This window comes from Hyalangium versicolor, from assembly GCF_020103695.1.
In the GTDB taxonomy this organism is placed as follows: Bacteria; Myxococcota; Myxococcia; order Myxococcales; family Myxococcaceae; genus Hyalangium; species Hyalangium versicolor.
The window spans coordinates 570719-595232 of sequence record NZ_JAHXBF010000001.1 but is presented as its reverse complement, the minus strand read 5'-3'; the positions used below and the strand labels follow the sequence as shown (position 1 = coordinate 595232).

The 24514-nt window shown below is 67.6% G+C and carries 14 protein-coding genes; 12 read left to right on the top strand and 2 right to left on the bottom strand.

What is annotated here, in order from left to right:
* Position 1: 1 nt before the first annotated feature.
* From KY501_RS01980 to KY501_RS01960, 5 genes are all read left to right on the top strand, one after another.
* Positions 2-304 (top strand): pentapeptide repeat-containing protein, encoded by a 303-nt coding sequence (locus tag KY501_RS01980; protein ID WP_224360660.1) that lies wholly within the window; start codon positions 2-4, stop codon positions 302-304.
* Positions 301-1482, top strand: coding sequence for an acyl-CoA dehydrogenase family protein (locus KY501_RS01975; protein WP_224360658.1), 1182 nt, complete (start codon positions 301-303; stop codon positions 1480-1482). The genes KY501_RS01980 and KY501_RS01975 overlap by 4 nt, the downstream gene beginning before the upstream one ends.
* A gap of 77 nt (positions 1483-1559) precedes the next feature.
* Entirely contained in the window at positions 1560-2579 is a 1020-nt protein-coding gene (locus KY501_RS01970) for an acyl-CoA dehydrogenase family protein (RefSeq protein ID WP_224360657.1), read from the top strand.
* Positions 2580-2603: 24 nt separating this feature from the next.
* Positions 2604-4193, top strand: a complete 1590-nt coding sequence (locus tag KY501_RS01965) for an acyl-CoA ligase (AMP-forming), exosortase A system-associated (RefSeq protein WP_224360655.1) — start codon at positions 2604-2606, stop codon at positions 4191-4193.
* Positions 4194-4215: 22 nt separating this feature from the next.
* The gene (locus KY501_RS01960; RefSeq protein ID WP_224360653.1) at positions 4216-5466 is read left to right on the top strand and encodes a pyridoxal-dependent decarboxylase, exosortase A system-associated; all 1251 of its coding nucleotides are present in this window, start codon (positions 4216-4218) and stop codon (positions 5464-5466) included.
* 4 nt (positions 5467-5470) lie between these two features.
* On the opposite strand, the gene KY501_RS01955 is transcribed toward KY501_RS01960, so the two are convergent.
* A complete protein-coding gene (locus KY501_RS01955) occupies positions 5471-6268 on the bottom strand; it encodes a thioesterase II family protein (RefSeq protein WP_224360651.1) in 798 nt (265 codons plus the stop codon).
* Positions 6265-6483 carry an MbtH family protein gene (locus KY501_RS01950; RefSeq protein ID WP_224360649.1) on the bottom strand — a complete coding sequence of 73 codons (219 nt, stop codon included), beginning with the start codon at positions 6481-6483 and terminating at the stop codon, positions 6265-6267. The genes KY501_RS01955 and KY501_RS01950 overlap by 4 nt, the downstream gene beginning before the upstream one ends.
* A gap of 187 nt (positions 6484-6670) precedes the next feature.
* On the opposite strand from KY501_RS01950, the gene KY501_RS01945 reads away from it, so the two are divergent.
* The 7 genes from KY501_RS01945 (at position 6671) to KY501_RS01915 (ending at position 24512) form a co-directional block, all read left to right on the top strand.
* Positions 6671-7873 (top strand): ArsA family ATPase, encoded by a 1203-nt coding sequence (locus KY501_RS01945; RefSeq protein WP_224360647.1) that lies wholly within the window; start codon positions 6671-6673, stop codon positions 7871-7873.
* Between the two features lie 98 nt (positions 7874-7971).
* Positions 7972-8175, top strand: coding sequence for a hypothetical protein (locus KY501_RS01940; RefSeq protein ID WP_224360645.1), 204 nt, complete (start codon positions 7972-7974; stop codon positions 8173-8175).
* 36 nt (positions 8176-8211) lie between these two features.
* The gene (gene ccrA, locus KY501_RS01935; protein WP_224360643.1) at positions 8212-9480 is read left to right on the top strand and encodes a crotonyl-CoA carboxylase/reductase; all 1269 of its coding nucleotides are present in this window, start codon (positions 8212-8214) and stop codon (positions 9478-9480) included.
* Positions 9481-9521: 41 nt separating this feature from the next.
* On the top strand, positions 9522-10868 hold the full coding sequence (locus tag KY501_RS01930; protein WP_224360641.1) for a 2-oxo acid dehydrogenase subunit E2: 1347 nt from the start codon (positions 9522-9524) through the stop codon (positions 10866-10868).
* Positions 10865-16423 carry a type I polyketide synthase gene (locus tag KY501_RS01925; RefSeq protein ID WP_224360639.1) on the top strand — a complete coding sequence of 1853 codons (5559 nt, stop codon included), beginning with the start codon at positions 10865-10867 and terminating at the stop codon, positions 16421-16423. The genes KY501_RS01930 and KY501_RS01925 overlap by 4 nt, the downstream gene beginning before the upstream one ends.
* Positions 16420-22923, top strand: a complete 6504-nt coding sequence (locus KY501_RS01920; protein ID WP_224360638.1) for a non-ribosomal peptide synthetase — start codon at positions 16420-16422, stop codon at positions 22921-22923. Before KY501_RS01925 ends, KY501_RS01920 begins: the two co-directional genes overlap by 4 nt.
* Positions 22920-24512, top strand: coding sequence for an MBL fold metallo-hydrolase (locus KY501_RS01915; protein ID WP_224360637.1), 1593 nt, complete (start codon positions 22920-22922; stop codon positions 24510-24512). The genes KY501_RS01920 and KY501_RS01915 overlap by 4 nt, the downstream gene beginning before the upstream one ends.
* The last annotated feature ends 2 nt before the right edge of the window (positions 24513-24514 follow it).

Below are 24514 nucleotides of genomic sequence, written 5' to 3'. Positions count from 1 at the left end.
CATGAGTACGATCAACCTCAACGACGTCATCCACAAGATCGAAGCCACTGATTCCGACCTCGCGTGCAGCAAGTTCGACGACGTGCGTCTGGCTGGCAGCACGTTCTCGGAGGTCTCGCTCGCCCAGTCGAGCTTCAAGGATGTCCTCCTCGACGGGAGCTCCTTCACCCGGGCCAGCTTCATTGGCGTGAGCATCAGCAACTGCGAGTACGAGGGCATGACCATCGAGGGCATCGATGTGAAGCTCCTGCTCGACACCTACCAGGCCGCGCAACGGGACTCCGGGAAGGGAGACTCGCCGTGAGGGTCGACCCCGACGAGGTGCTGAGGGAGAGCCGCCGCGCGGATCCGGAGACCTGGCAGCTCTTCGAAGCCTTGGAGACGCACCTGGCTCCGCTCGCTGCACGAGCCGATGCGGAGGCGGACATCCCGAGCGAGCTCTGGTCGCTGATGCCCGTCGACCTGCTGAACCGCGTGAACATGCCCGTCTCGTATGGTGGCATCGCGCTCACGTCGACGGCTGTCCGGCGGGCGGTGGTCTTCGAGCGCATCGGACGCATCTGCCCAGCACTTCCGATCGGCCTGCCCGGCCCAGGGCTGTCGTGCCCGCCTGTGCTCGCGCTGGGAACGGAAGAACAGAAGGTCGCCTACTTCCAGCGGTTCCTCGGGCAGACGAGGCCGGTGTGGGGAGCCTTTGCCATCACCGAACCCCAGGGCGGCTCGGATGCCGCCGCCATGCGCACGGTGGCCACACGCGCCGGGGATGACTACGTGCTCAACGGTACCAAGTGCTTCATCACCAGCGGAGGAAGGGCGGACGTCGTCGTCGTGTTCGCCTCGATCGACCCGAGCAAGGGGCGCTTCGCCATTCGCGCGTTCGTCGTGCCGCGCGACACGCCAGGGTTCTCGGTGGACCGCTGCGAGGACATGATGGGGCTCAGGGCGAGCCAGCTCGCGTCCCTCTCCTTCTCCGACTGCCGGGTGCCAGCGACGAACATGCTGGGGCACACCGGCAAACGTGGCCCCCTGATGGACGCCTTCACGGGCGCGCAGGCCGCGTGGGACTACATGCGACCCGTGCTCTCCTCGCTCATCAACGGCGGCTGCCTCGGCATGGTGGACCATGCCGAGCGATGCCTCGACAGCGGCGAGGCGGAGCTGTCACGCACCACGACCGAGCAGGCACGCGAAGAGCTCAACATGTTCCGTGCCCGGATCTGCTCATCGCAGCTCCTGGCGCTCCGTGCCGCATGGAAGTTCGACGCGGGGCAACACGCTTCGACCGATGCGTCGCTGGCCAAGGCGTTCGCGTCCACCGTCTCCATGGAGCTGGCACACCGGCTGTCGACGCTATTCCCGGCCAAGGCCGTCACGGTGGGGGACCGGATCGAACAGTTCTATCGCGATGCCAAGGCCTTCGACATCCTGGAGGGAACCGGTGACATGCAGCGCCTGATGATCGCCAGGGCATACTTGCACTGAGCACCCCGGGCACGCGGGACTCCCCACCCTCCGTTCCCCACTCCGGCATTCGATCAATGCCATTCACGGAGACATCCATGACTCCTCATGAAGATCCTTCTGCTCCGATCGATTTCCGGTGTTCGCCGGTCGCCGAACCCTATGTGAGCGCGGCCCGAGCCGTCGCCAGCGCCATCCGCGATCTTTCCTCGACAGAGCGCGCACACCTGTGGGCGGCGGTCGCGCTCGTGCGGGAACTCGAACTCGAGAGCGTGCTGCCCGAACTCGAGAGCCGCGAAGACGTGCCGGTGCTGCTCTTCCACATGGCCGAGCTGCTCGGACACGCCAACCTGCCGGCTGCATGGCGAGGACTGTCCAGTGCACCGGCCAGGGCCGCGGAGCTTCCTCCATTGGCGGATCTCGTCGCCATTCCGAACGCCAGCGCTACGCAGTGGACGTCGTGGCAGCCCATGGTCGATCCGGCCTGTCCACCGACGATCGCCCTCTTCGACCCGAACGGACCGACCCTGGCTGTTCCTGTCAGCAGGGGGATCTGCGTGTCTGGGCTCACCTGCTCACGGAAGGGCGGCCTGCTCGGCTTTCCCTTCGGCGAGGTGCTCACCTGTTCGCTCCAGCCAGGAGTCACTCGTAGCGACATCGGCATGAGGCCACTGGCGGCGGGAGCCTGGGATACCTACGTCCGCGCGCAGATGGCCCTTCTGTGCGGGCTGATCGTCGGAGCGACGCGGCGGCTCGTCGATGAGGCGTATGCCTATGCCAGAACGCGGCAGTCCGCTGGGAAGCCCATCACTCAGCACCAGGCCGTCGCCGTGCGCCTTGCGGATCTGGCGTTGAACCAGGAAGCGCTCTCGCTCTATCTGACCGCGAGCATCGAGCAGTGCGAACCGCCCGGGATGAAGGGAGGCATCGCGGAGTTCAGCGTCGGCCACGTCGGCGACCTCTCCTTCCGGATCGCGCGCGACGCAGTGCAGACCGCTGCGGGGCACGGATATGTCGAGGGCCTGCCCTTCCGGCGGCTGTTCGAACAGGTCCGGACCCTCACTGTCATGATCAACGCAGTGAAAGCGGGCGCCTTGATGACAGCCGCCCCTTGCTGAGCCCAATGCTTCCGAGGTGTATCGATGACCGCCCCATACCTCCTCCACCACCTGATCGATCGCGCCGCTGAGCGAGCCCCCACCGCCCAGAGCTTGAGGAGCAAGGGGCACATGCTCACGTACGCGCAGCTGGCCACGCTTCAGGACCGCGTCGCGGGCGGGCTGAAAGCCGCCGGGCTGGAGCGCTTTGCGCGCGTCGGGATCTATCTCTCGAAGTCGCACGAAGCAGTCGCGGCCGCGTTCGGGGCCACGAAAGCCGGCTGCTGCTTCGTTCCGATCAACCCCGTCCTCAAGTCCCTGCAGGTCGAGCACATCCTCCTCGATGGAGACGTGGAGATCCTGTTCACGTCCCGGGAGCGTTACCTGTCGCTCCGCGACACACTCTCGCGCTGCCCGATGCTGCGGATGGTCGTGCTGACCTCGGAGAGCTGTCCGCTGGCCGAAGAGGAAACACGGTATGCCCTCCACACGTGGGAGGAGTTCATCTCCACCGGGGCACCCGCGCCGGTCCGGCTCGCCGACATCGACATGGCCGCGATCCTCTACACCTCGGGGAGCACCGGGAAACCGAAGGGGGTGGTGATCAGCCACCGCAACCTTGTGTCCGGAGCGGCGAGCGTTGCGAGCTATCTCGAGAATCGCGCCGACGACCGGCTGCTGGCGGTGCTCCCTCTCTCCTTCGACGCCGGGTTCTCGCAGCTGACGACGACGTTCTATGCGGGGGGCCGCGCCGTCCTCCTGGACTACACGATGCCCACGGAGGTCCTGAAGACGTTGGCTCGCGAGCGCATCACGGGCCTTACCGCCGTACCGCCGCTCTACGTCCAGCTCTCCGAGCTCGAGTGGCCCCGGGAGATCAACGAGCACCTGCGCTACTTCGCCAATACCGGTGGAAAGATGCCTCGTGAGACACTCGCCCGGCTGCGGGCGCGTGTCCCCTCGGCAAAGCCATACCTCATGTATGGACTGACCGAGGCGTTTCGTTCCAGCTACCTGCCTCCGGAAGAGGTCGACCGTCGTCCCGATTCGATTGGACGCGCCATTCCCAATCAGGAGTTGTTGGTGTTGCGTCCGGATGGCACCCCCTGCGCGCCGAACGAACCGGGCGAACTCGTTCACCGCGGCTCCACCGTCGCCCTTGGCTATTGGAAGGACTCCCAGCGGACCGCCGAGCGGTTCCGCCTGCTCCCGAGGAGCCTCAACGGGCTCGTGCTGCCCGAGATCGCCGTGTTCTCCGGAGATAGCGTGCAAATGGACGAGGAGGGCTTCCTCTACTTCATCGGGCGGAACGACGAGATGCTCAAGTCGTCGGGATACCGGATCAGCCCCGTTGAGATCGAGGAGGCGATCTATTCGACCGGGCTCGTGGCCGAGGCTGCCGCGGTCGGCCTTCCCGACGAGCGCCTCGGGCATCGCATCGCCGTGCTCCTCCTGCCCAGGACGCCCTCCGAGTTCAGCGCCGATGGCCTCCTGCGCGCGCTGCAGAAGATGCTGCCTCCCTACATGGTTCCCCACCATGTCGAGGTTCGCGACGAGAGCCTGCCTCGCAATGGGAACGGCAAGATTGATCGCAAGAAGCTCCAGCGGGAGCTCATCGGCGAAGAGACTCATTGACGCATGCTCAGGGAGAAAGGAAATGGAAGCAGCTGAAGCAGCATGGCTCGAGCCCCACGAGAGCGGCACCTGGAGTGGCTGGCCACGGAACGAAACAGGTGAGTTCCTCGTCGGTGGACAACCCCTGTCGCAAGTGGTCGACGCGGTGGGCGGCACCCCCTGTTACCTCTATGATCGGCGGCGGATCACCGAGCGCGTCCAGGGGCTCAGACGTGCACTCTCTCCCATTGTGCGGATCCACTACGCCATCAAAGCCAATCCGATGCCCGCCCTGGTCTGCCACTTCGCGGGGCTGGCGGATGGATTGGACGTGGCATCGGCGGGAGAGCTGCGTGTCGCGCTCGACACCGGCAAGTCCCCCAAGCACATCAGCTTCGCCGGCCCCGGTAAGAGCGAGCGAGAGCTGAAGCAGGCGCACGCGGCTGGCATCCTCATCAACGTCGAGTCGTTTCGCGATGTGCGGCTCCTGGCGGAGATCTCCGACTCAACGGGCCAGCCTGCGAGGGTTTCCGTCAGGGTGAACCTGCCGTTCACGCTCCGCGCTTCAGGCATGAAGATGAGTGGAGGCGCGCAACAATTCGGCGTCGACGCCGAGCTGTTGCCAGAGCTCATCGGGGAGATCAAACACGCCGGGCTCGACTTCGAGGGGTTCCACCTGTTCGCTGGGTCGCAGAATCTCCGTGCGGATGCCATCATCGAGGCGCAATCGCGAAGCTGCGAGCTCGCGCTTCACTGGGCGGAGAAGCTGAACGTACCGCTGCGCTCCCTCAACCTGGGCGGTGGATTCGGCATCCCCTATACGCCGAGCGACAAGCCGCTGGAGGTGCACGCCGTGATCGAGCACCTGAACACGCTCGCCGAGCACGCCCGCGCGCAGCGTCCGGAGATGGAAGTCGTCATCGAGCTCGGACGCTACCTGGTGGGCGAGGCGGGCCTCTACGTGTGCCGCGTGATCGAGCGGAAGGTCTCGCGGGGGCAGGTGTTCCTCGTGACGGACGGGGGAATGCACCATCACCTCGCCGCCTCCGGCAACTTCGGTCAGGTGATCCGCAAGAACTACCCTGTCGCGATCAATGGGAGACAGGGACCAACGGAGGTAGCGAGCGTCGTCGGTCCGCTGTGCACCCCGCTCGACCTGCTGGCCGACAAGGCCCAACTCGCCACCGCGACCGAGGGGGACCTCGTCGTCGTTCTCCAATCGGGTGCATACGGCCGGTCCGCCAGCCCTCGTGGGTTCCTCGGGCACCCGGATGCACTCGAGGCACTCGTCTGATTGCCTAGCCTCCCTGGGCAGACCACTGCTGCAACGTCCGCTGCACGCTCTCTCGAAGCACGTCCCCGCTGGAAGAGAACATGAAGAAGTGGCCCCCAGGGAGCACCTGCAGCGTGCAGGGGCCCGTGGTGTATTCGCGCCACCCTTCCAGAGCCTGTGGCGAGGGTGAGGTGTCCTCCTGGCCGCCCCACACGTTGAAGGGCAGCGAGAGTCCAGGCTCCATCCGCCTGCGATACTCTTCCGCCATCTCGAAATCCGCGCGCAGCACCGGCAGCAGCACCTCCATCAACTCCCGATCTTCGAGAACCTGGGGCGGCGTGCCACCGTACTTCCCGAGCTCCGCGAGGAGCTCGCCGTCTCGCAGCGTGTACAGCTTCCGGCCCTGCATCTGGTGAGGAGAAGCGCCTGCCGCCAGCATCAGCCCGAGTGGCGCCGGAGCTGCCTCCTGCTGCAGCCAGTGAGCCAGCTCCAAGGCGACATAGGTCCCCAGGCTGTAGCCCAAGAAGGCAAAGGGACGATCCAGCAATGGCCGAAGCACGGGCCCCAGCGCTTGGACAAGCTCGGGCACATGACGGCACAGGGGCTCTCGAATGCGCGTTTCCCGCCCGGGATATTGCACCGCGATGACGTCCGCAGACGCCAGCCCCGCTTGGGCCCAGCGCTGGAACACCGATGCAGAGCCCCCAGCGAACGGAAAGCAGAACAGCCGCGCACGTGCGTCAGGCTTTGGGCGCCAGTAGGGGAACCACAATCGGGTAGGTGAACCCGCGGCAGGCGCCCCGCCTGAGGGAAGCGCACTCATGGGGTGTTCTGCCGTTCATCCATGCGCTTGCGCAGACTCAGCGGGCGCATGTCCGTCCAGACACGCTTGATGTACTCGAGGCACTCGGCCTGGGAGCCTTGCGTGCCCGCGTCCCTCCACCCCGGAGCGTTCTCCCGGTCCGCCGGCCAGAGGGAGTACTGCTCCTCATGGTTCACGACCACCTTATAGACAATCCCGCCATCCTGCTCGCTCATGACGACCCTCTTGAAGCTTGCTCAGCAGAAGAAAGGCGAGCCCTCATAGCAGCCACCCTCCATGCCGTCCAGACCTGGGCGCTCATGACGACCCACCGCAGTAGGTTGCGTAGAGATTATTTCCCAGAGTGGATCGTACGATTGATCACTTGACAACCAGGGAAACCTCATGGGTAATGTAGCTCATATGGCTCGAATCATTCTCGTCTCTGGCAAGGGCGGGGTCGGCAAAACAACCGTCGCCGCCGCCACGGGGCTGGCCTCTGCTCAAAAGGGTCACCGCACGCTGGTGCTGTCCTTTGATCTGGCTCACAGCCTGAGTGATTCTTTCGATGTCAGTGAGGAGCTGTTCACCCGCTCCAAGGGGCAGCCCGTCCGGGTGAGAGACAACCTGGACATCCAAGAGATTGATGTCCAGGAAGAGCTGGAACGGAGCTGGAAGGATATCTACCGTTACAGCGCGGCCATCATGATGGGAGGCGGGCTGGAAGGCATTGTGGCGGAGGAGGTCGCCATCATGCCTGGCATGGAGGACGTGGTGGCGCTCATGGAGCTCAACCGCTACGTGTCCGAGCACCGCTATGACGTCATCGTGCTGGATTGCCCTCCCACGAGCGAGGCGCTCCGGTTCGTCAGCATCACGACGACGCTGGACTGGTACGCCCGCAAACGCTTGAACGCGGATCGCAAGCTCGCGCAGGTGATCCGGCCCATGGCCAAGGTGATCGGCGCGGCCGCGCAACAGTACCTGGAGTTCCTCCCGGACGAGCGCTACTTCTCCGCGCTGCAGGGGCTGTTCAAGCGGCTCGAGGGCGTGGAAGCGCTGCTGCGCGATCCGAAGGTCACCACCGTACGACTCGTCACCAACCCGGAGAAGATGGTGGTGCGCGAGACCCAACGTGCCTTCATGTACTTCTGCCTGTACGGGGTGACCATCGACTCGGTCGTCATCAACCGGTTGCTCCCCACGGGCGAGGGCTACTTCGAGGCCTGGGCCAAATCCCAGGCGAAGTACTCCACGGACATCCAGAACTACTTCGACCCGGTTCCCGTCTCCCGGTTGCCCTTCCTCTCCGCGGAAGTGGTGGGCCAGGAGCAGTTGGAGACCTTCGCGCGGATGCTCTACGCCGAGCGCGATCCCGCGGGCTTCTTCGTCAACCTGCCGGCCTATGGCTTCGCCAAGGAGTCCGAGGGCCATTACCGGCTCGAACTCAAGCTGCCCTTCGTGATGAAGGATCAGATTGACGTCTCCCGGCACCATGAGGATCTCGTGGTGCGCATCGGCACCTTCAAGCGCAACATCCTCCTGCCACGCTCCGTCGTGAACCTGGACGTCATCAGCGCCCGAATGAATGAAGACCGGCTGACGGTCCGCTTCGCTCGCGCCTGATCCCAGCGCTACCTCGCATTGCACTCCAAACGCAGTTCATTCAGGGAGAACCCCGTATGTCCTACGAGCGGCCGTCTGCGAAGAAAACGGGTACCATCTTGAGCAGCATTGGTGAGCAGGCCTCGAGCCCATTGACCTCGGGCAGTCGTGCGCTCGGGATCTTGCGCAAGTATGTGCTGAGAGCCAACGCGGAGTTGCTCACGGGCTGCCTGGAAATCGTTCAAGGGGAACTCCAAGACATCGAGGAGGGCGAGGCCAAGGCCAAGGTGCGAGCCGCCCCCTCGAAGATCACCGTGGACTGACCCTCCAGCTCACGCTGCCCACCATCGACCGGCTCCATGACTCGACCCGATCTCGTACCCGTGGGGGAGTTGCCTCCCCTGGGTGTCGTTCCCCGGCGAATGCATGCTCAGGTGATCCGGCGCGAGCGCTTCGGCGCTCCGTCCTCCGCGTTCCAATTCGAGATCGTGGATGTTCCCGAGCCCGGACCCGACGAGGTGCTGGTGGCCGTGATGGCGGCGGGGGTCAATTACAACAATGTCTGGGCGGCCCGGGGCTACCCGGTGGACGTGATCGCGCAACGCCGGCTCCAGGGTGGAGAGGACGAGCCTTTTCACATTGGAGGCTCGGATGCCTCCGGGATCGTCTACCAGGTGGGCTCCGCGGTCCGTCATGTCCGTGTCGGAGACGAGGTCATCCTCCACTGCGTGCAGTGGAAACAGGATGATCCGTGGATCGCCGCTGGCAGAGATCCACTCGGAGCATCCTCGAGCCGGATCTGGGGTTTCGAGAGCAATTGGGGCTCGTTCGCCCAGTTCACCAAGGTCCAGGCCCGCCAGTGCCAGCCACGTCCCCGCCATCTTTCGTGGGCACAGGCGGCCTCGTACCTGCTGTGCGGAACGACCGTCTACCGCATGCTCCATCATTGGCAGGGGAATACCCTGCACAAGGGGGACGTGGTGCTGGTGTGGGGAGGGGCCGGAGGGCTCGGGGTGCTGGCGATCCAACTCGTGCGGCTCGGAGGGGGCATCCCCATCGCCGTGGTGAGCAGCGAGGAGCGGGGCCAGTTCTGTGTGTCCCTGGGTGCCGCGGGCTACATCAACCGCAAACACTTCTCGCACTGGGGCGCGCTCACCCACGAGATCAATACCCCGGAGGCCTTCTCGGCTTGGGCGAAGGAAGCGCGCAAGTTCGGCCGCGCCATCTGGGAGATCTCCGGGCGCAACAACAACCCCCGCATCGTCATCGAGCATCCAGGCGAAGAGACGCTCCCCACCTCCCTGTTCGTCTGTGACACGGGCGGCATGGTGGCCATCTGCGCGGGGACCTCGGGCTACAACGCCACCCTGGATCTGCGTTACCTGTGGATGAGGCAGAAGCGGCTCCAGGGCTCCCATGCGGGCAATGATCACGACGCCGAGCGCTTCAACGCGCTGGTGCAAGACCGCAAGGTGGACCCTGTGCTCTCGCACGTCTTCTCCTTCGAACAGACGGGCGAGTGCCATCAACTCATGGCCGACAACCGCGCGCCGGTGGGGAACATGGCGATCGTGATCGGGGCCTCGCACCTGGAGCCCACGGGGCCCCGCTCCCCTGCCTGGCAGTGAGAGCCGTTTCTTCGTGACGCTGCCCCTCAGGAGTCCTGTCCATGAGCATCGTGGAGTTGACAGTTCCGCGTCTCGGCGAAGGAGTTCTCGTGGTGCGCGTGCGCCGGTTCTTCAAGAGCCAGGGCGAGACCGTGCGCCAGGATGACAAGCTCTACGAGATCGAGACGGACAAGGCCGGGATCGAGATCGAGAGCCCGCACGAGGGCCGGCTCGTGGAGTGGCTGGTGGACGCCGACGCGTTCGTCGAGGTGGGGGCTCCCCTGGGCCGGATGGAGGTGGTGGAGAGGCCGCAAGACGCTCCGGAGCCTGGGAGCGCGTTCACACTGCGGCCCCTCTCGGAGCGCCAGCAGCGGCTCAACCACCACCTGAGGCGCAGCGCCGAGGAAGCCATCCCCGCCACCATGGCGCGCGAGCTGGACTGGGGCCGGTTGCGCCAGGGCATGCGGGCGCTCGTGGAGAAGCACCCGGGACTGGCGTTCTCCGAGTTCCAGGTGCTCGCGTACTGCCTCGCCCAGGCCGCGCGCTCCCATCCCCGGTTCCGCTCGACGCTCGCCGATCCACGGACACTCCGGGAGTTCTCCCACCTCAACCTGGGGATCGCCGTGGAACTCCCGGAGGACGGACTCACGACGGCCGTGCTCCGCGAGGCGGACACCCTCGCCTTCCCTGACCTGGTTCAGGCATCGAGCGAAGCCATCCAGCGCGCCCGCTCCGGCGAACTCCAGATCACCGCCTCCACGCAGGTGCTGGTCACGTACCTGGGGGATCTCGGCGTCCACCAGGCAACCCCGCTGCTGATGACTCCGGCCGTGGGCGTGCTCTTTATCGGAGCGCCCTTCCGGCGCGGTGACGAGCAGTTGGCGAACATCGCGCTGACGTTCGATCACCGGGTGATCAACGGCGTGGGGGCCGCTCGCTACCTGGAGGACGTGGCCGCGCAGATCGAGCGGCTCGCGCCGGACCGCGCCGCCGTGGTCCGGCTGAGCACCGCCGTGCCAGCACAGTCCCCGGAGGTGGGCACTGGGTTCGAGGCCCGGCTGCGTGCGTGTCTGGCGCCCCTGTTGGAGGTGCCCGCGGAGCAGATCCCCTCCGATGCGCCCCTTGGCACGTTGGGAGTCACCTCCCGAGGGATGATCGCGCTCCAGAAGCGGCTCGAGGAGGAGTTCGGACAGGCGGTGCCCCTGGTTGCCCTCTGGGACCACCCCAACGTTCATGCGCTCGCCCAGTATCTGGGCTCGCATCGCGCTCCCGAGCCCACTCCTGCTGCTGTCGCGGAGCCCTCCGGGAAGTTCCAGGAGGCGCTGGAGCGGGTGGAGCAGCTCTCGGATGAACAGATCGAGGCCCTGCTCGCCCAGCGGACCGGCTCTCCGGGAAGGAGCGAGCCATGAACGAGCAGGAGCGAGTCGAACGACTGACGCCGCTGCAGCGCGCCTTCCTCGCACTGGAGCAGGCGCAGGCACGCATTGCGCGGCTGGAGCAGGCCCAGCACGAGCCCATCGCCGTGGTGGGGATCGGCTGCCGGCTTCCCGGGGGCGTGCACTCCCCCGCGGAGTTCTGGGAGTTGTTGGCCCAGGGGCGCGACGCCATTGGCGATCAGCCTGGGGACCGCTGGGACATCGACGCCTTCTACGATCCGGACCGCGGCGCGTCCGGAAAGATCTATGTCCGCCAGGGCGGATTCCTCGACAGCGTCGATACGTTCGACAGCCTCTTCTTCGGCATCGCGCCGCGCGAGGCCATCCAGATGGATCCCCAGCAGCGGCTCGCTCTGGAGCTGGCCTGGGAGGCCCTGGAGGACTCGGGCGTGCGTCCGGAGACGCTGCGGGGCTCGATGACGGGCGTCTTCCTGAGCGCGTGCTGGAACGACTACGCCACGCTCAAGCACAAGGCCGGAACACGCATCATCGAGCAGCACACCGCCACGGGCGAGCACTTCAGCATCATCTCCAACCGCATCTCGTTCGTGCTCGGGCTGAACGGACCGAGCATGACGGTGGACACCGCCTGCTCCTCCTCGCTCACCACCGTGCATCTGGCCTGCCAGAGCCTGCGCAGCGGGGAGAGCACTCTCGCCCTCGCCGGGGGCGTCAACCTCATCCTCGCCCCGGACAGCAGCGTGGCCATGGCACGCCTGGGAGCGATGGCCCCGGATGCGCGCTGCAAGGCCTTTGACCACCGGGCCAACGGCTATATCCGGGGCGAGGGGGGCGGAATCGTGGTCCTCAAGCCCCTTGCGGCCGCCCTGCGCGACAGCGATCGCATCTACGCCACCGTCCGCGCGAGCCATGTGAACCAGGATGGGGCGAGCAGCTTCCTCACCGCCCCGAGTGGCACAGCCCAGCGGCAGTTGCTGCGTTCGGTCCTCGCACACGCCCGCGTCAAGCCGGCCGACATCGACTACGTGGAGGCCCATGGGACGGGCACCGAGGTGGGAGATCCCATCGAGGCCCAGGCCCTGGGAGAGGTGCTGTCCGAGGGCCGCCCCGCCGAGCGGCCCTGCCTCATCGGCTCCGTGAAGACGAACATCGGCCACCTCGAGTCCGCCGCGGGTATCTCGGGCCTCATCAAGGTGGCGCTCTCCCTCGCCCACCAGCAGATCCCCGCCAGCCTTCACTTCGAGAAGCCCAATCCCGCCATCGACCTCGAGCAACTGAAGCTCTCGGTCCCGGTGTCGCTCACCCCTTGGCCCCAGCGGCAGGGGCCTCGGCTGGCGGGAGTGAGCGCTTTCGGGTTCGGCGGCACCAACGCCCATGTCGTACTCGAGGAGGCACCGGCCCCGCCCGAGGCGCCGCAGGCGATCGGGGGAGCGGAGCGCTCGCATCAGATCGTGTGCCTCTCCGCCAAGAGCGAGGAGGCGCTGGGACAGCTCGCCGACAAATGGGTGCGCGCCCTGGAGCGACCCTCCCCGGTGGCGCTGGCGGACCTGGCCTACAGCGCCAATACGGGACGGCAGCACTTCGAGCACCGGCTCGCCGTGGTGGCACAAGACACCGGGGAGTTGAAGGCCAGGCTGAAGCAGTACGCGAAGGAAGGCGCAGCGCCAGATGTCTGGAACGGCCGGGCCCGCATGAACGCGCGCCCGCGAATCGCCTTCCTGTTCACTGGCCAGGGCTCGCAGTACCCGGGCATGGCCCGGCAGCTCTACGCCAGCTCGCCCGTGTTCCGGGAGTCGATGGATCGCTGTGAGGCCATCCTTCGGCCGCTGTTGGGCACCTCGCTGCTCGACACCACGACTCGGCTGGACGAGACGGCTTTCACCCAGCCGGCGCTGTTCGCCCTCGAGTACAGCCTGGCCGTCCTCTGGCGCTCCTGGGGAATCGAGCCCGACTACGTGCTGGGCCACAGCCTGGGTGAGTACGCGGCCGCCTGTGTCGCCGGTGCGTTCAGCCTGGAGGAGGGACTGCGGCTGGTGAGCCAGCGCGGCCGGTGGATGCAGGAGCGCGTGGAACCGGGCGAGATGGCCATGGTCTATGGCGAAGAGGCGCGGGTGAGGGAGGCGCTCACCCCCTTCGCCGGACGCATCTCCATCGCCGCCATCAACGGACCGGAGAGCATCGTCATCTCGGGCCGAGCCGGTCAGGTGAAGGACGTCCTGGAGACGCTCAACCAGCGGGGACTGGAGACCCGGCTGTTGCGGATCGCCTATCCGGGCCACTCGCACTTGATGGATCCCATGCTCGGCGCGTTCGAGCAGGCGGCGCTGCAGGTGAGGTTCACGCCCATGAAGCTGGGGCTCGTCTCCAACGTGACGGGGGACGTGCTCGGCCCCGAGGCCTTGAGCGCCGAGTACTTCTGCCGCCATCTCCGGGAGACGGTCCGCTTCGCGGATGGGATGCGCAGCCTGGGCCGGCGGGGCGTGGAGATCTTCCTCGAGGTGGGGCCCAAGCCCACGCTGGTGGGGATGGGGCCGCAAACCCTGTCCGCCCCGGAGCTGAGCTGGTTGCCCAGCCTGCGTCCAGATCAGCCCGACTGGGCCCAGCTCTTGACGAGCCTCGCGCAGTTGGAGGTGCGCGGGGTACCCGTGGATTGGTCTCGCTTCGATCGGCCCCACGCGAGGCGCCGGGTGTCAGTGCCCACAGTGGCGTTCCAGCGCCGCCGCTATTGGCTCAGCCCGCCTGCCCCTGAGGCCCCCGCTCCTCGACTCGAGCCCGGCGCACACCCCCTATTGGGGCGGCGCATGGTCTTGGCGGGCTCCCAGGAGCTGCGGTTCGAAGCCCGGCTCGATGAGCCCACGGTGGCACTGCTCGCCCAGCACCGTCTGTTGGAGACGTCCCTCATGCCCGGGGCGGCGTTCCTCGATGCAGCGCTTGCCGCCGGGCGCGCGGCCCTGGGGACTCCCCGGTGTGGCCTGCGAGATGTCTCGTACGTCCAGCCCCTGTTCCTGTCCGGGAATGAAGTGCCCTGGCTCCAGATCGTCGTCGGGCCTGTGGAGCATCAGGCGGCGGCTTTCAAGCTCTACGGCCGCACCGGGTCCGAGGGAGACCAGGCTGCGTGGGTGCTGCACTGCGAGGGCACGCTCGTCGCGGACCCGACGCCCGGAGGAACACCCGACCCTGCGTTCGCGGAGTGTCAGAAGCGGTGTCCAGCGCCCGTAGCGAGCGAGGAGTTCGAGCGGTGGCTGGGCCAGCGGGGAATCCAACCCGGTCCAGCGTTCCGCAACATGCACCGCCTCTGGCGGGGAGAGGGAGAGGCTCTCGGCGAGGTGGTGCTCCCACAGGAGCTGGCCGAGGACTCACGCTGGGCAGGCTTTCACCCTGCCCTGCTCGATGCATGCATGCAGACCCTCGCCGCCGCGGCCACGTCCTCGCAGCCGCCGGCACCCGCGATGGCCCTCGGCCTGCAGGCCTTGTCCCTCCATGCGCCCATCGGCTCGCGCGTCTTCTGCCACACGCGGCTCCGCCCCCAGGGTGACGCCCACGCGGCCGTGCAGAGCTTCGATTTCCAGGTGTTCTCCGAGGCAGGCGAGCGCCTCGCCACGCTGAACGGGCTCCAGTTGCGACCCGTGTCCCTGGACACGCTGCGCGCGCGCCTGGAGGACAGCTCCTCCGAGTGGTTGTACGCCCCAGGGTGGCGAGCCGCTCGCGAGAGTGAGCCTCAGAGCGAGCAGACACGCACCTCGGGACGGTGGCTCCTGCTCGCTGACACGCGGGGGACAGCGCAAGGAGTCGCGAAGCTGCTGCGCGAGCAGGGCCAGGAGTGCATCTGGGTGCAGCGGCGCGACGAGTACCAGGAGGTGTCACCCGGCGTGTTCTCGGTCGATCCATCTCGGCGAGAGCACTTCGAACGATTGTTGGCGGTGTTGCGGCGTGACGGCTCGCCCCTCAAAGGGGTGGTCCACTTGTGGACGCTGGATGAAGAGACCTCTCCGGAACCCACCCTCGGAGCACTGCAGGATGCCACCCGGCTCGGGTGCCAGAGCACACTCCACCTCGTGCAGGCGCTGATCAGCGCGGCCCTTCCGACACCACCATCTCTCTGGTTGGTGACGCGCGGAGCCCAGGGGTTCGGCACAGAGGGTGCGCCCGTCACTCCCCTCCACGCGGCGCTCTGGGGACTGGGACAATCCATCGCCACCGAGCACCCCGAGTTCCGCACGGTCCGCGTGGACCTGGATCCCTCGGGTCCGGACACGGAGGCCTCGTTCCTCGTCCAGGAGCTGCTGCGGGTAGAGAGCCCCTCGGAGAGCGCCCTCGCCCTGCGCGGGGGACGGCGCTACGTCTCACGGCTCTCGCGGCTCCCCAAGCTGGCACCAGGCCAGCAGCTACCCATCCGCGCCGATGCTACCTATCTCATCACCGGAGGGCTCGGGGGCATCGGCCTGGAGACGGCTTCCCGGCTGGTGGAGTGGGGAGCGCGTCACCTCGTGCTCGTCGGCCGAGGAGCGGGCTCGGACGAGGCGCGAGCCCAGCTCGAGCAACTTCGAGCCCAGGGAGTGGAAGTACTCGCCTGGCGGGCCGACATCAGCGTGGAGGAACAGGCCGCCGCGATGCTCCAGCAGGTGGAGCGGACAATGCCGCCCCTGCACGGCATCATCCACGCAGCAGGCGTCTTCGCGGACCGGCTGCTGCACGATCACCAGTGGGCACTCTTCGAGACGGTGTTCGCACCCAAGCTGGCAGGGGCCTGGAACCTGCATCAGCTCACCCGGAAGCTGCCGCTGGATTTCTTCGTCCTCTACTCCTCCGTCGCGAGCGTGCTGGGGCTGACGGGGTTGGGCAACTACGTCGCGGCCAACGCATTCCTGGATGGACTGGCGCGCTACCGGCACCAGCTCGGACTGCCCGCGCTCAGCGTGAGTTGGGGGCTCTGGGCCGATACGGGGATGACGCGCCGGGTGGGAGGACACCGGACGTCCCAGTTGCAGGGCCACGGCCTGAGCGCCATGGAGCCCTCCCGAGCGTTGGACTGTCTGGCGCGCCTGCCAGCCCGTGAGCCCCACGTCTGCGTGGTGGACATGCACTGGGAGGACTACCTGCGGCAGTTTCCCGCTGGGCAGGCTCCGCTGTTGATCGAAGAGCTCGTCACGAAGACCGCCGCGAGCCCCCACCGCTCTCGCCAGCACCCTCCCACCAGCGGGATCGATCTGGCGGGTTATCTGCGCACACGCATCGCCCGGACCCTGCGCATGGCGGAGCATGAACTCGATGCCCGATCGCCGCTGATCCACTTTGGCCTCGACTCGCTCATGGCCGTGGAGCTGCGGAACAAGATCCGAGCAGAGCTGGGCACCGACATTCCCCTGCTGGCCTTCCTCGGAGGCTCGACGCTCGAGGAGCTCGTGGCGCGAATCACCACGGCCCGGAAGCCCCCTGCGCCTGCCGCGGCTCGTTCGCTGCGGCCCGAGGAAGCCCGGGGACTGCTGGCCAACCTGGAGCAGCTCAGTGAAGCCGAGGTGGAGCAGCTCATCGGGGACCTCTCGAGAGAGCGCAAGGTGCTCGAATGATGCCCGCCCCACCCTCCGACAGGCGCGCACTGCTCGCGGAGCTGTTGCGCCGGCGAGCCGAGTCACCCCAGGTCCCCTTCCCGCTGTCCCCAGGCCAACAGGGCCTTTGGTTCCTGTGCCGCAACACTCCGGAGGATCCGGCCTACAACGTGGCGTTCGCCGCCCGGAGCACCACGACGCTCGACATCGATGTCCTGCGCCGCTCCCTGGAAGCGCTCGTACGCCGGCACCCGAGCCTGCGCACCATCTTCCGCGAGCAGGAGGGCCAGCCCGTCCAGGAAGTACTCAGCACGCAGCCGCTGCACTTCGAGCAGGTTCCGGTCCAGGGACAGGATGAAGAGACGCTGCGGAGGTCCGCCACCGCAGCCTTGAAGCGGCCCTTTGATCTAGAGCGCGGGCCCCTGCTGCGCGTCACCCTCTTCAGCCGCAGTCCCTCCGAGCACATCCTGCTGCTCGCCATGCACCACCTCGTCTGCGACGGCTGGTCGTACTGGCTCATGCTCGACGAGCTGGTCCGCCTGTACGCAGCCGGGGGGGATGAACTGAGCGCGGGGCTCACGCCCCTCGCGCACACCTACGAGGACTTCGTCCGCTGGAAAGCCGGGCAGCTCGCGGGCCCCGAGGGGGAGCGCCTCTGGTCTTATTGGCGCCAGCAGCTCGCGCTCCCGCTGCCCGAGCTTCAGTTGCCCAGCGATCGGCCCCGGCGTCCAGACTCGCTCCGCGAAGGCGCCTCGATTGACTTCACGCTGTCACCCGAGCTGAGCCAGTCCCTGCGGGCATTGGCGCGGGCCGAGGGCACCACCCTCTACACGCTGCTGCTCGCGGCGTTCCAGGTTCTCCTCTCGCGATGGTCAGGCCAGCGGGATCTGCTCGTGGGCTCGCCGGTGACGGGTGAAGGCCGAGCCCGCGCTGAGCTCTCCAACGTCGTCGGCTTCATGATCGACACCCTGGTGCTGAGGTGCCAACTCGAGCCCGGACAGGACTTCCGCTCGCACCTGTCCCGCACTCGCGAGACCGTGCTGGGCGCGCTCGATCATCAGGGATTCCCCCTGCCGCTGCTCACCGAGCGCCTGCGGCCCCAGCGTGCGGGCACCCCCACCTCGCTGTTCCAGGTCCTCTTCCTGCTGCACCGGCCTCAACAGTTCGAGGAGGCCCTGTCCCTGCTCGCGCCTGGCGCTGCCGCGGCCCGCGTGGACGCGGCGGGGCTGGTGCTCGAGCCCTTCGAGATTCCCCAGCAGGAGAACCAGTTCGAGCTGTGCCTGGAGCTGTGGGACGCGCCCTCCGCCCTCTCAGGCACCTTCAAATACGACACGCGGTTGTTCGATCGCGCCACCCTCGATCGAATGATCGGCCACTTCCGGACCTTGCTGGAGTCGATCGTCGCCCAGCCCGGAACGTCCGTGGACGCCTTGGCGCTCCTGCCCCAGGAGGAGCGGCAGCGGCTGCTCACCGAATGGAACGCGGGAGGCGAACCGTTCCTGGGCACCGCGTGCCTGCACGAGCTGTTCGTGGCGCAGGCCCGGAGGACTCCCCAGGCCATCGCGGCCGTCTCGGGCCGGGAGCGCCTCACATATGCCGAGTTGGACAAGCGCTCCACCCAGCTCGCGGGCCGGCTCCGGGCACTCGGGGCGGGGCCCGAGGAGCGCATTGGCGTATGCCTGCGGCGTGATACGGGGCTCGTCACCGCACTCCTGGCCATCCTCAAGGCGGGCGCGGCGTACGTGCCGCTCGATCCCGCCTACCCCGCCGAGCGCCTGCGCTTCACCCTGGAGGATGCGGGCGCGCGCCTCACCCTGACTCAGTCCGCATATGCGTCCCTGCTGCGTGGCACGGCGTCGCGGCTCATCGAGCTCGACTCCGAGGACTGGGAGGCGGCAGGGCCCGACGCAACGCCTCTTCCGTCCGGGCTGTCTCCCTCCCACCTCGCCTATGTCATCTACACCTCCGGCTCCACCGGACGGCCCAAGGGCGTGGCCATCGAACACCGGAGCGTGGTGGCGTTCCTCGACTGGGCGGCGCGCGTCTTCCCGGCCGAGCAGCGGGCAGGGATCCTGGCCTCGACCTCCGTGTGCTTCGACCTGTCCGTCTTCGAGCTCTTCCTGCCGCTGGCCACGGGCGGCAAGGTGATCCTCGCGGACAACGCGCTGGCGCTGCCGTCCCTGGAAAATGCCAGCGAGATCACGCTGATCAACACCGTCCCCTCCGCCATGGCCGAGCTGCTGGCGGACCGGGGGCTGCCCGCGTCGGTGAAGACCGTCAACCTGGCAGGCGAGGCGCTCCACCGCTCGCTGGTGGAGGACCTCTACGCGCGCACGCAAGCCGAGCGCGTCTACAATCTCTATGGGCCCACGGAGGACACCACCTACTCGACCTTCGCGCTCATCGAGCGAGGACAGGCCACACCTCCGGCGATCGGCCGGCCCATCCAGTACACGCGCGCCTACGTGCTGGATCACCTGCTGCACCCCGTCCCCATCGGAGTACCCGGGGAGCTCTACCTGGGGGGCTCGGGGCTGGCGCGAGGCTACCTGGGCAGGCCCGAACTCACGGCGCAGCGGTTCATCCCCGATCCCTTCAGCTCCGAGCCGGGCGCGCGCCTCTACCGGACGGGAGACCTCACGCGCTACCGGGGAGATGGAACGCTCGAGTACCTGGGCCGCATCGACCACCAGGTGAAGATCCGGGGCTTCCGCATCGAGCCCGGAGAGATCGAGCAGGTGGCCAGCCCCTTTCCAGGCCTTGGCCAGATCGCCGTGATGGCGGAAACGGGAGCGGGAGGAGAGCCCCGGCTCGTGGCCTATGTGGTCCCCGCGGCCGGTCACACGGTCTCACTCCCCGGGCTGCGCACCTTCCTCAAGGAGCGGCTGCCCGCGCACTTCATCCCCTCCCTGCTGGTACCGCTGGAGGAGATGCCACGCACGCCGAACGGGAAGATCGACCGGCGGGCCCTTCGTGCCCCCGAGCACCCCACCGAGGATCCGGCCCTGCAAGCCCGGCCCCAAGGTCCGCTCGAGGAACTCCTGGCCTCACTCCTCGGCGAGCTGTTGGGCGTGAGCGCACTCGGCCGTCACACCGACTTCTTCGAACAGGGAGGCCACTCGCTGCTCGTCGCACGGGCGATCTCGCGCATCCGCAAGAGCCTCGGGCGCGAGCTGCCGATGCGCGCGTTGTTCGACTTCCCCACGCCCGCCGGGCTCGCGCGGCACTTGGAGACGCTCCGGAGCGTGGGGCGCTCTCTGCCTCCTCCGAGAAGGCTCGAGAGGACCCCGGATGCGCCCCTGTCCTCGGCCCAACGCCGCCTGTGGTTCCTGCATCAACTGAACGCGGGCCCCGTCTACCACATGCCCTTCGCGCTGAGGCTCACCGGTCCACTCGATGCGGCCGTGCTGGAGCGATGTGTCGCGCGACTCGTGAAACGCCACGAGATCCTCCGGACCTGCTTTCCCGAGTCCGGGGGCGTTCCCGTCCAGCGGCTGCAGTCTGGACCCGGGTTCATCTTCCAGCACGTGGAGGGCGAGGCGCTCGGGTTGACGAGCACGGAGGCGGAGCGGGAATGGCTCGAACAGGAGGCCCGCCGCCCCTTCGAGCTCACCACGGGACCGCTGTTCCGCGTGACCCTCGTGCGCCATACCGATCACGAGTGGCTGCTGCTCTTCGTCCTGCACCACCTCATCGCGGATGGGGAATCCATGCGCGTGATGGCCGAGGAGCTCTCCCAGGACTACGCCGCGGCCCTGGCTGGACAGGAAGCAGAGCGGCCCGAGCTGGCCTTCCAATACTCGGACCATGCTCACTGGCAGCGGCAGTGCCAGGACTCCCCCGCGATCCAGCAGGGGCTCGACTTCTGGCGCACCCAGCTCCGGGATGCCCCGCTCGCCCTCGAGCTGCCCACGAGTCATGCCCGGCCCGCGGTGCAGACATTCCAGGGCCGACAGTACTCCTTCACCCTTGAGCGCGAGCTGGGAGATGCCCTGGGCCGGCTCGCCCGGAGCTCCCACGTCACGCCGTACATGGCGCTGCTGAGCGCCTTCGCGATCCTGCTCTCGCGCTACAGCGGCCAGGAGGATCTGATCATCGGATCACCGAGCGCAGGCCACCGCGCCGAGTTCGAGCCGATGATGGGGCTGTTCGTCAACCTGCTGCCCCTGCGTCTCCGGCTGTCGGGCGATCCCTCCTTTGGAGCGCTGCTCGCATCCACCCGTACCATCGCCCTCGACGCCTACACCCATCAGGAGGTGCCCTTCGAGCAGATCGTCGAGGCGCTGGGCGTGCCCAGAAGCGTGGACCGCTCGCCGCTGTTCCAGGTGGCGTTCTCGGTGCAGGACGCCCTGGAGCGCAGCCTCCGCCTCCCAGGCCTGCGAGTGCGTCCGCTCAACGTGGACCCCGGCACCTCGCGCTTCGAGCTGAGCCTGGTGTTCGAGGAGCACGACGGGCAGTGGAAGGGAACCTTCGAGTACAACAGCGCGCTCTTCGAGGCTTCCTTCATCCAACGGATGGCCGAGCACCTGCGCGTCCTCCTGCAAGGAGCGGTGGACGCGCCGGATGCGCGCATCTCCGAGCTGCCCCTGCTGTCTCGCGCCGAGCGTCACCAGGTGTTGGTGGAGCGCAACCTGGAGAAGCACGAGTTGCCCGAACCCGCGCTCGTCCACCACCTCATCGAAGCCCAGGTCCTGCGCACGCCGGATGCCCTCGCCGTCGCCTTCCAGGACGAGGTGCTCACGTACCAGCAGCTCGACAGCCGCGCCAACAGGCTTGCCAACGCCCTGCGCCGCCAGGGTGTGGGCCCTGACGTCATCGTCGCGCTGGGCCTGGAGCGCTCCACGGAGCTGGTGGTGGCCATGCTCGCTACCCTCAAGGCCGGCGGGGCGTGGCTGCCGCTGGAGCCCTCCCTCCCCCTCGAGCGCCTCGGCGCTCTCATCTCGGATGCCCGGCCGCGCGTGTTCCTCACGCACTCCCGCGCGCCTCGCCCCAGCCTGCCCGCCGGCACGTACGTCATCGTCCTGGACGAGCAGCGCGCCCTCATGGAGGAAGGGCCCGAGGAGAGTCCACGGGTCGAACTCGATGGCGAGCACCTTGCGTACGTCATCTACACCTCGGGCTCCACGGGCCGCCCCAAGGGAACGCTGCTGCGGCACCGAGGGCTGTGCAACACCGCGCTGCAGATCGCCAGCGCCATGGCGCTGCACCCCTGCAGCCGCGTCCTCCAGTTCGCCTCCGCGAGCTTCGATGCGTCTGTCTGGGAGATCTTCCCCACCCTGATGGTGGGGGCGTCGGTGCACCTCGCCCCGCGCGAAGAGCTGATCCCCGGCGAGGCGCTGCATGAAGTGCTGCGGAGACGCTCCATCACCGCGGCAATCCTTACGCCCTCGGTGCTCGCGCAGCTCGATCCGCGAGGGCTGGAGACGCTGGAGACGCTCGCCTCTGGAGGCGAGGCGTGCACGCCGGAGTTGGTGGAGCGCTGGCGCACCGGCCCGCGCTTCCTCAATGCCTATGGACCCACCGAGGTCACCATCTGCTCCTCGATCGCCATGCACGTGGAGCCGGAGCGCATCACCCTCGGCCGTCCCTTCCACAACGTGCAGGGGTACGTGTTGGACACGCGGCTGCGGCCAGTCCCCGTGGGCGTGCCCGGCGAGCTGTACATCGGTGGGGAGGGACTCGCGCGGGGCTACCTGGGCCGGCCAGAGCTGACGGCCGAGCGGTTCATCCCCCACCCTTTCTCCAACGAGCCGGGCGCGCGCCTCTATCGCACGGGGGACAAGGCGCGGTGGCAGGAGAACGGAGAGCTGGAGTACCTGGGCCGCACCGACTTCCAGGTGAAGCTGCGGGGCTACCGGATCGAACCAGGCGAGATCGAGTCGTGGCTGCTCGATCACCCGGGAATCCGGGAGGCCGTGGTGGTGCGCTCGGGCTCGGCCGGGCAGGAGCGACTCGTGGCCTATGTCGTTGCACGGGCCTCTGCCGGGACGGCACGTCCTGGCCTCGCGGACCTCCGGGCTCACCTGAGAACGAACCTGCCGGAGTACATGATCCCCTCCGCGTTCTGCTTCCTGGACGCGCTTCCGTTGAGCCCCAGCGGCAAGCTCGACAGGCGCGCCCTGCCTCCTCCCAGCAGCGCTCCCTCGGACTCCGAAGCGGCGCCCGTCCTCCCACAGACGGAACTCGAGCGCAGGATCACCGCCATCTGGAAGGACGTGCTGCGCCTGGAGCAGGTGGGCATCCACGACAACTTCTTCGACCTGGGCGGGCACTCGCTGCTGCTGGCGAACCTGCGCACGCAACTGAGGCAACAGTTGTCGGTCGAGGTGTCGATGATCGATCTGTTCCAATACACCACCATCCACGCCCTCGCGGGGCTGCTCGGCAGCCGCCACGAAGCCTCGGCGGACGAGGCCCCCCACGCGCCCGAGAGCCGTGGCCCGCGCCGAGAGCTGGCGCGTCGGCAGCGAGAGCTGCGGGTGGGCCAACGCTCCCGGCCGGACAGCGGAGGCAAACCATGAGCAACCAGCGCGTCTACCTCAGGCCGGACGTCCTCGCGGAGCCCCTGTTCAACCAGTGGTACGCGTGGCCCTACCTCATCGCGCCCGCCTCCGCGGCGATGTACACGGCCAACGTCCACCTGAAGCTCATGCGCTCCTTCGTGGAGGCGCCGGAGATCCACGTCGCCGCGCTCCAGCGCCCGGAGATGCTGGGGGGACCCTTCCTGGGATGCGACCCCCGCCGGGCCCACGAGGTGAAGGCCCTGGCGGATCGGATCACCCAGGAGCACGGCCCGTTGCTGGCTTTCGCCGAGGCGATCAAGAGCCTCGACAAGCTCCTGGAGCAGGACACGCAGGGGCTCTCGCTCGAGCCGCTCTACGCGAAGATCCCCAAGCTCCTGCGGGGGTACGTGGAACTCGTCTACGACGCCAACAACCGCCCCACGTTCCGCCTGCTGGAAGGCCTGCTCTACCGCAGCCCCTTCCATGATCGCTCGTGCCAGAGCCTGTCACTGCTGCGCGTGCAGGGAGACAGCCGGCCCTTCGCCTTCAGCACGCCTCGCCTGGCCGATGCCAGCCGGCTCGAGCTCCCTCTGCCCTTCGAGACGCCCGCGCTAGATGAGCTGTTCGCGATGCGGCGCACGCCGGCTCCTCTGGCTCCGCTCGCGGAGAAGCTCGGCATCCCGTCCCAGCAGGCCGCGCACTTCGCCTCGCTCTTCACACCCGAGGCGCCCGCGCCGCGCCCCTCTTGGGAAGGCCCCGGAACCCGCATCCGCTACTTCGGCCATGCGTGTCTGCTCTTCGAGAGCCGGGACGTGAGCATCCTCGTTGACCCGGTCATCAGCTACCACGCGGACGCGGCCGTGCCCCGCTACAGCTTCGAGGATTTGCCGGAGACCATCGACTACGTCCTGCTGACACACAACCACCAGGACCACGTCCTCTTCGAGACGCTGCTGCCACTGCGGCACAAGGTTCGTCACGTGGTCGTGCCCCGGAGCACGGGTGGCAGCCTGGTGGATCCCTCGCTCCGACTCATCCTGCGCCATACCGGCTTCACTCATGTGATCGAGCTGGGCGAGCTCGAGTCACTCGCCCTTCCCGGCGGCACCCTCACCAGCCTGCCCTTCCTGGGCGAGCATGGGGATCTCGACATCCGCACCAAGAGCGCCTACCTGCTCGAGCTGGGCGGCAAGCGCAGCTTCATCGGGGCGGACCTGAACAACATGGAGCCCGCCGTGTACGAGCACGTCCACTCGCTCACGGGGGACGTCGACCGGCTCTTCCTGGGGCTCGAGTGCGACGGAGCCCCCTTGAGCTGGCTCTACGGCCCCCTGCTGTGCAAGCCCCTGGGCCGGAAGATGGATCAGTCCCGGCGGCTCAACAGCTCGGACTTCCCGAAGACGCGCGAGCTGGTCGAGCGGCTCAACCCCCGCGAAGTCTACGTCTACGCCATGGGGCAAGAGCCGTGGCTGACCCACCTCACCGCGCTCCAATACACCGAGACCTCCAAGCCCATCGTGGAGGCACGGCGGTTGATCGACCACTGCCGCGCCCAGGGGCGGCAAGCCCTGAACCTGTTCGGCAAGCACGACCTCCTCCTGAGCTGACC

Coding starts and splice junctions, on each gene's coding strand:
- KY501_RS01965 (WP_224360655.1), top strand. CDS start 2,604: ATGACCGCCCCATACCTCCTCCACCACCTGATCGATCGCGCCGCTGAG.
- ccrA (WP_224360643.1), top strand. CDS start 8,212: ATGACTCGACCCGATCTCGTACCCGTGGGGGAGTTGCCTCCCCTGGGT.
- KY501_RS01915 (WP_224360637.1), top strand. CDS start 22,920: ATGAGCAACCAGCGCGTCTACCTCAGGCCGGACGTCCTCGCGGAGCCC.
- KY501_RS01960 (WP_224360653.1), top strand. CDS start 4,216: ATGGAAGCAGCTGAAGCAGCATGGCTCGAGCCCCACGAGAGCGGCACC.
- KY501_RS01945 (WP_224360647.1), top strand. CDS start 6,671: ATGGCTCGAATCATTCTCGTCTCTGGCAAGGGCGGGGTCGGCAAAACA.
- KY501_RS01980 (WP_224360660.1), top strand. CDS start 2: ATGAGTACGATCAACCTCAACGACGTCATCCACAAGATCGAAGCCACT.
- KY501_RS01925 (WP_224360639.1), top strand. CDS start 10,865: ATGAACGAGCAGGAGCGAGTCGAACGACTGACGCCGCTGCAGCGCGCC.
- KY501_RS01930 (WP_224360641.1), top strand. CDS start 9,522: ATGAGCATCGTGGAGTTGACAGTTCCGCGTCTCGGCGAAGGAGTTCTC.
- KY501_RS01920 (WP_224360638.1), top strand. CDS start 16,420: ATGATGCCCGCCCCACCCTCCGACAGGCGCGCACTGCTCGCGGAGCTG.
- KY501_RS01955 (WP_224360651.1), bottom strand. CDS start 6,268: ATGAGTGCGCTTCCCTCAGGCGGGGCGCCTGCCGCGGGTTCACCTACC.
- KY501_RS01950 (WP_224360649.1), bottom strand. CDS start 6,483: ATGAGCGAGCAGGATGGCGGGATTGTCTATAAGGTGGTCGTGAACCAT.
- KY501_RS01970 (WP_224360657.1), top strand. CDS start 1,560: ATGACTCCTCATGAAGATCCTTCTGCTCCGATCGATTTCCGGTGTTCG.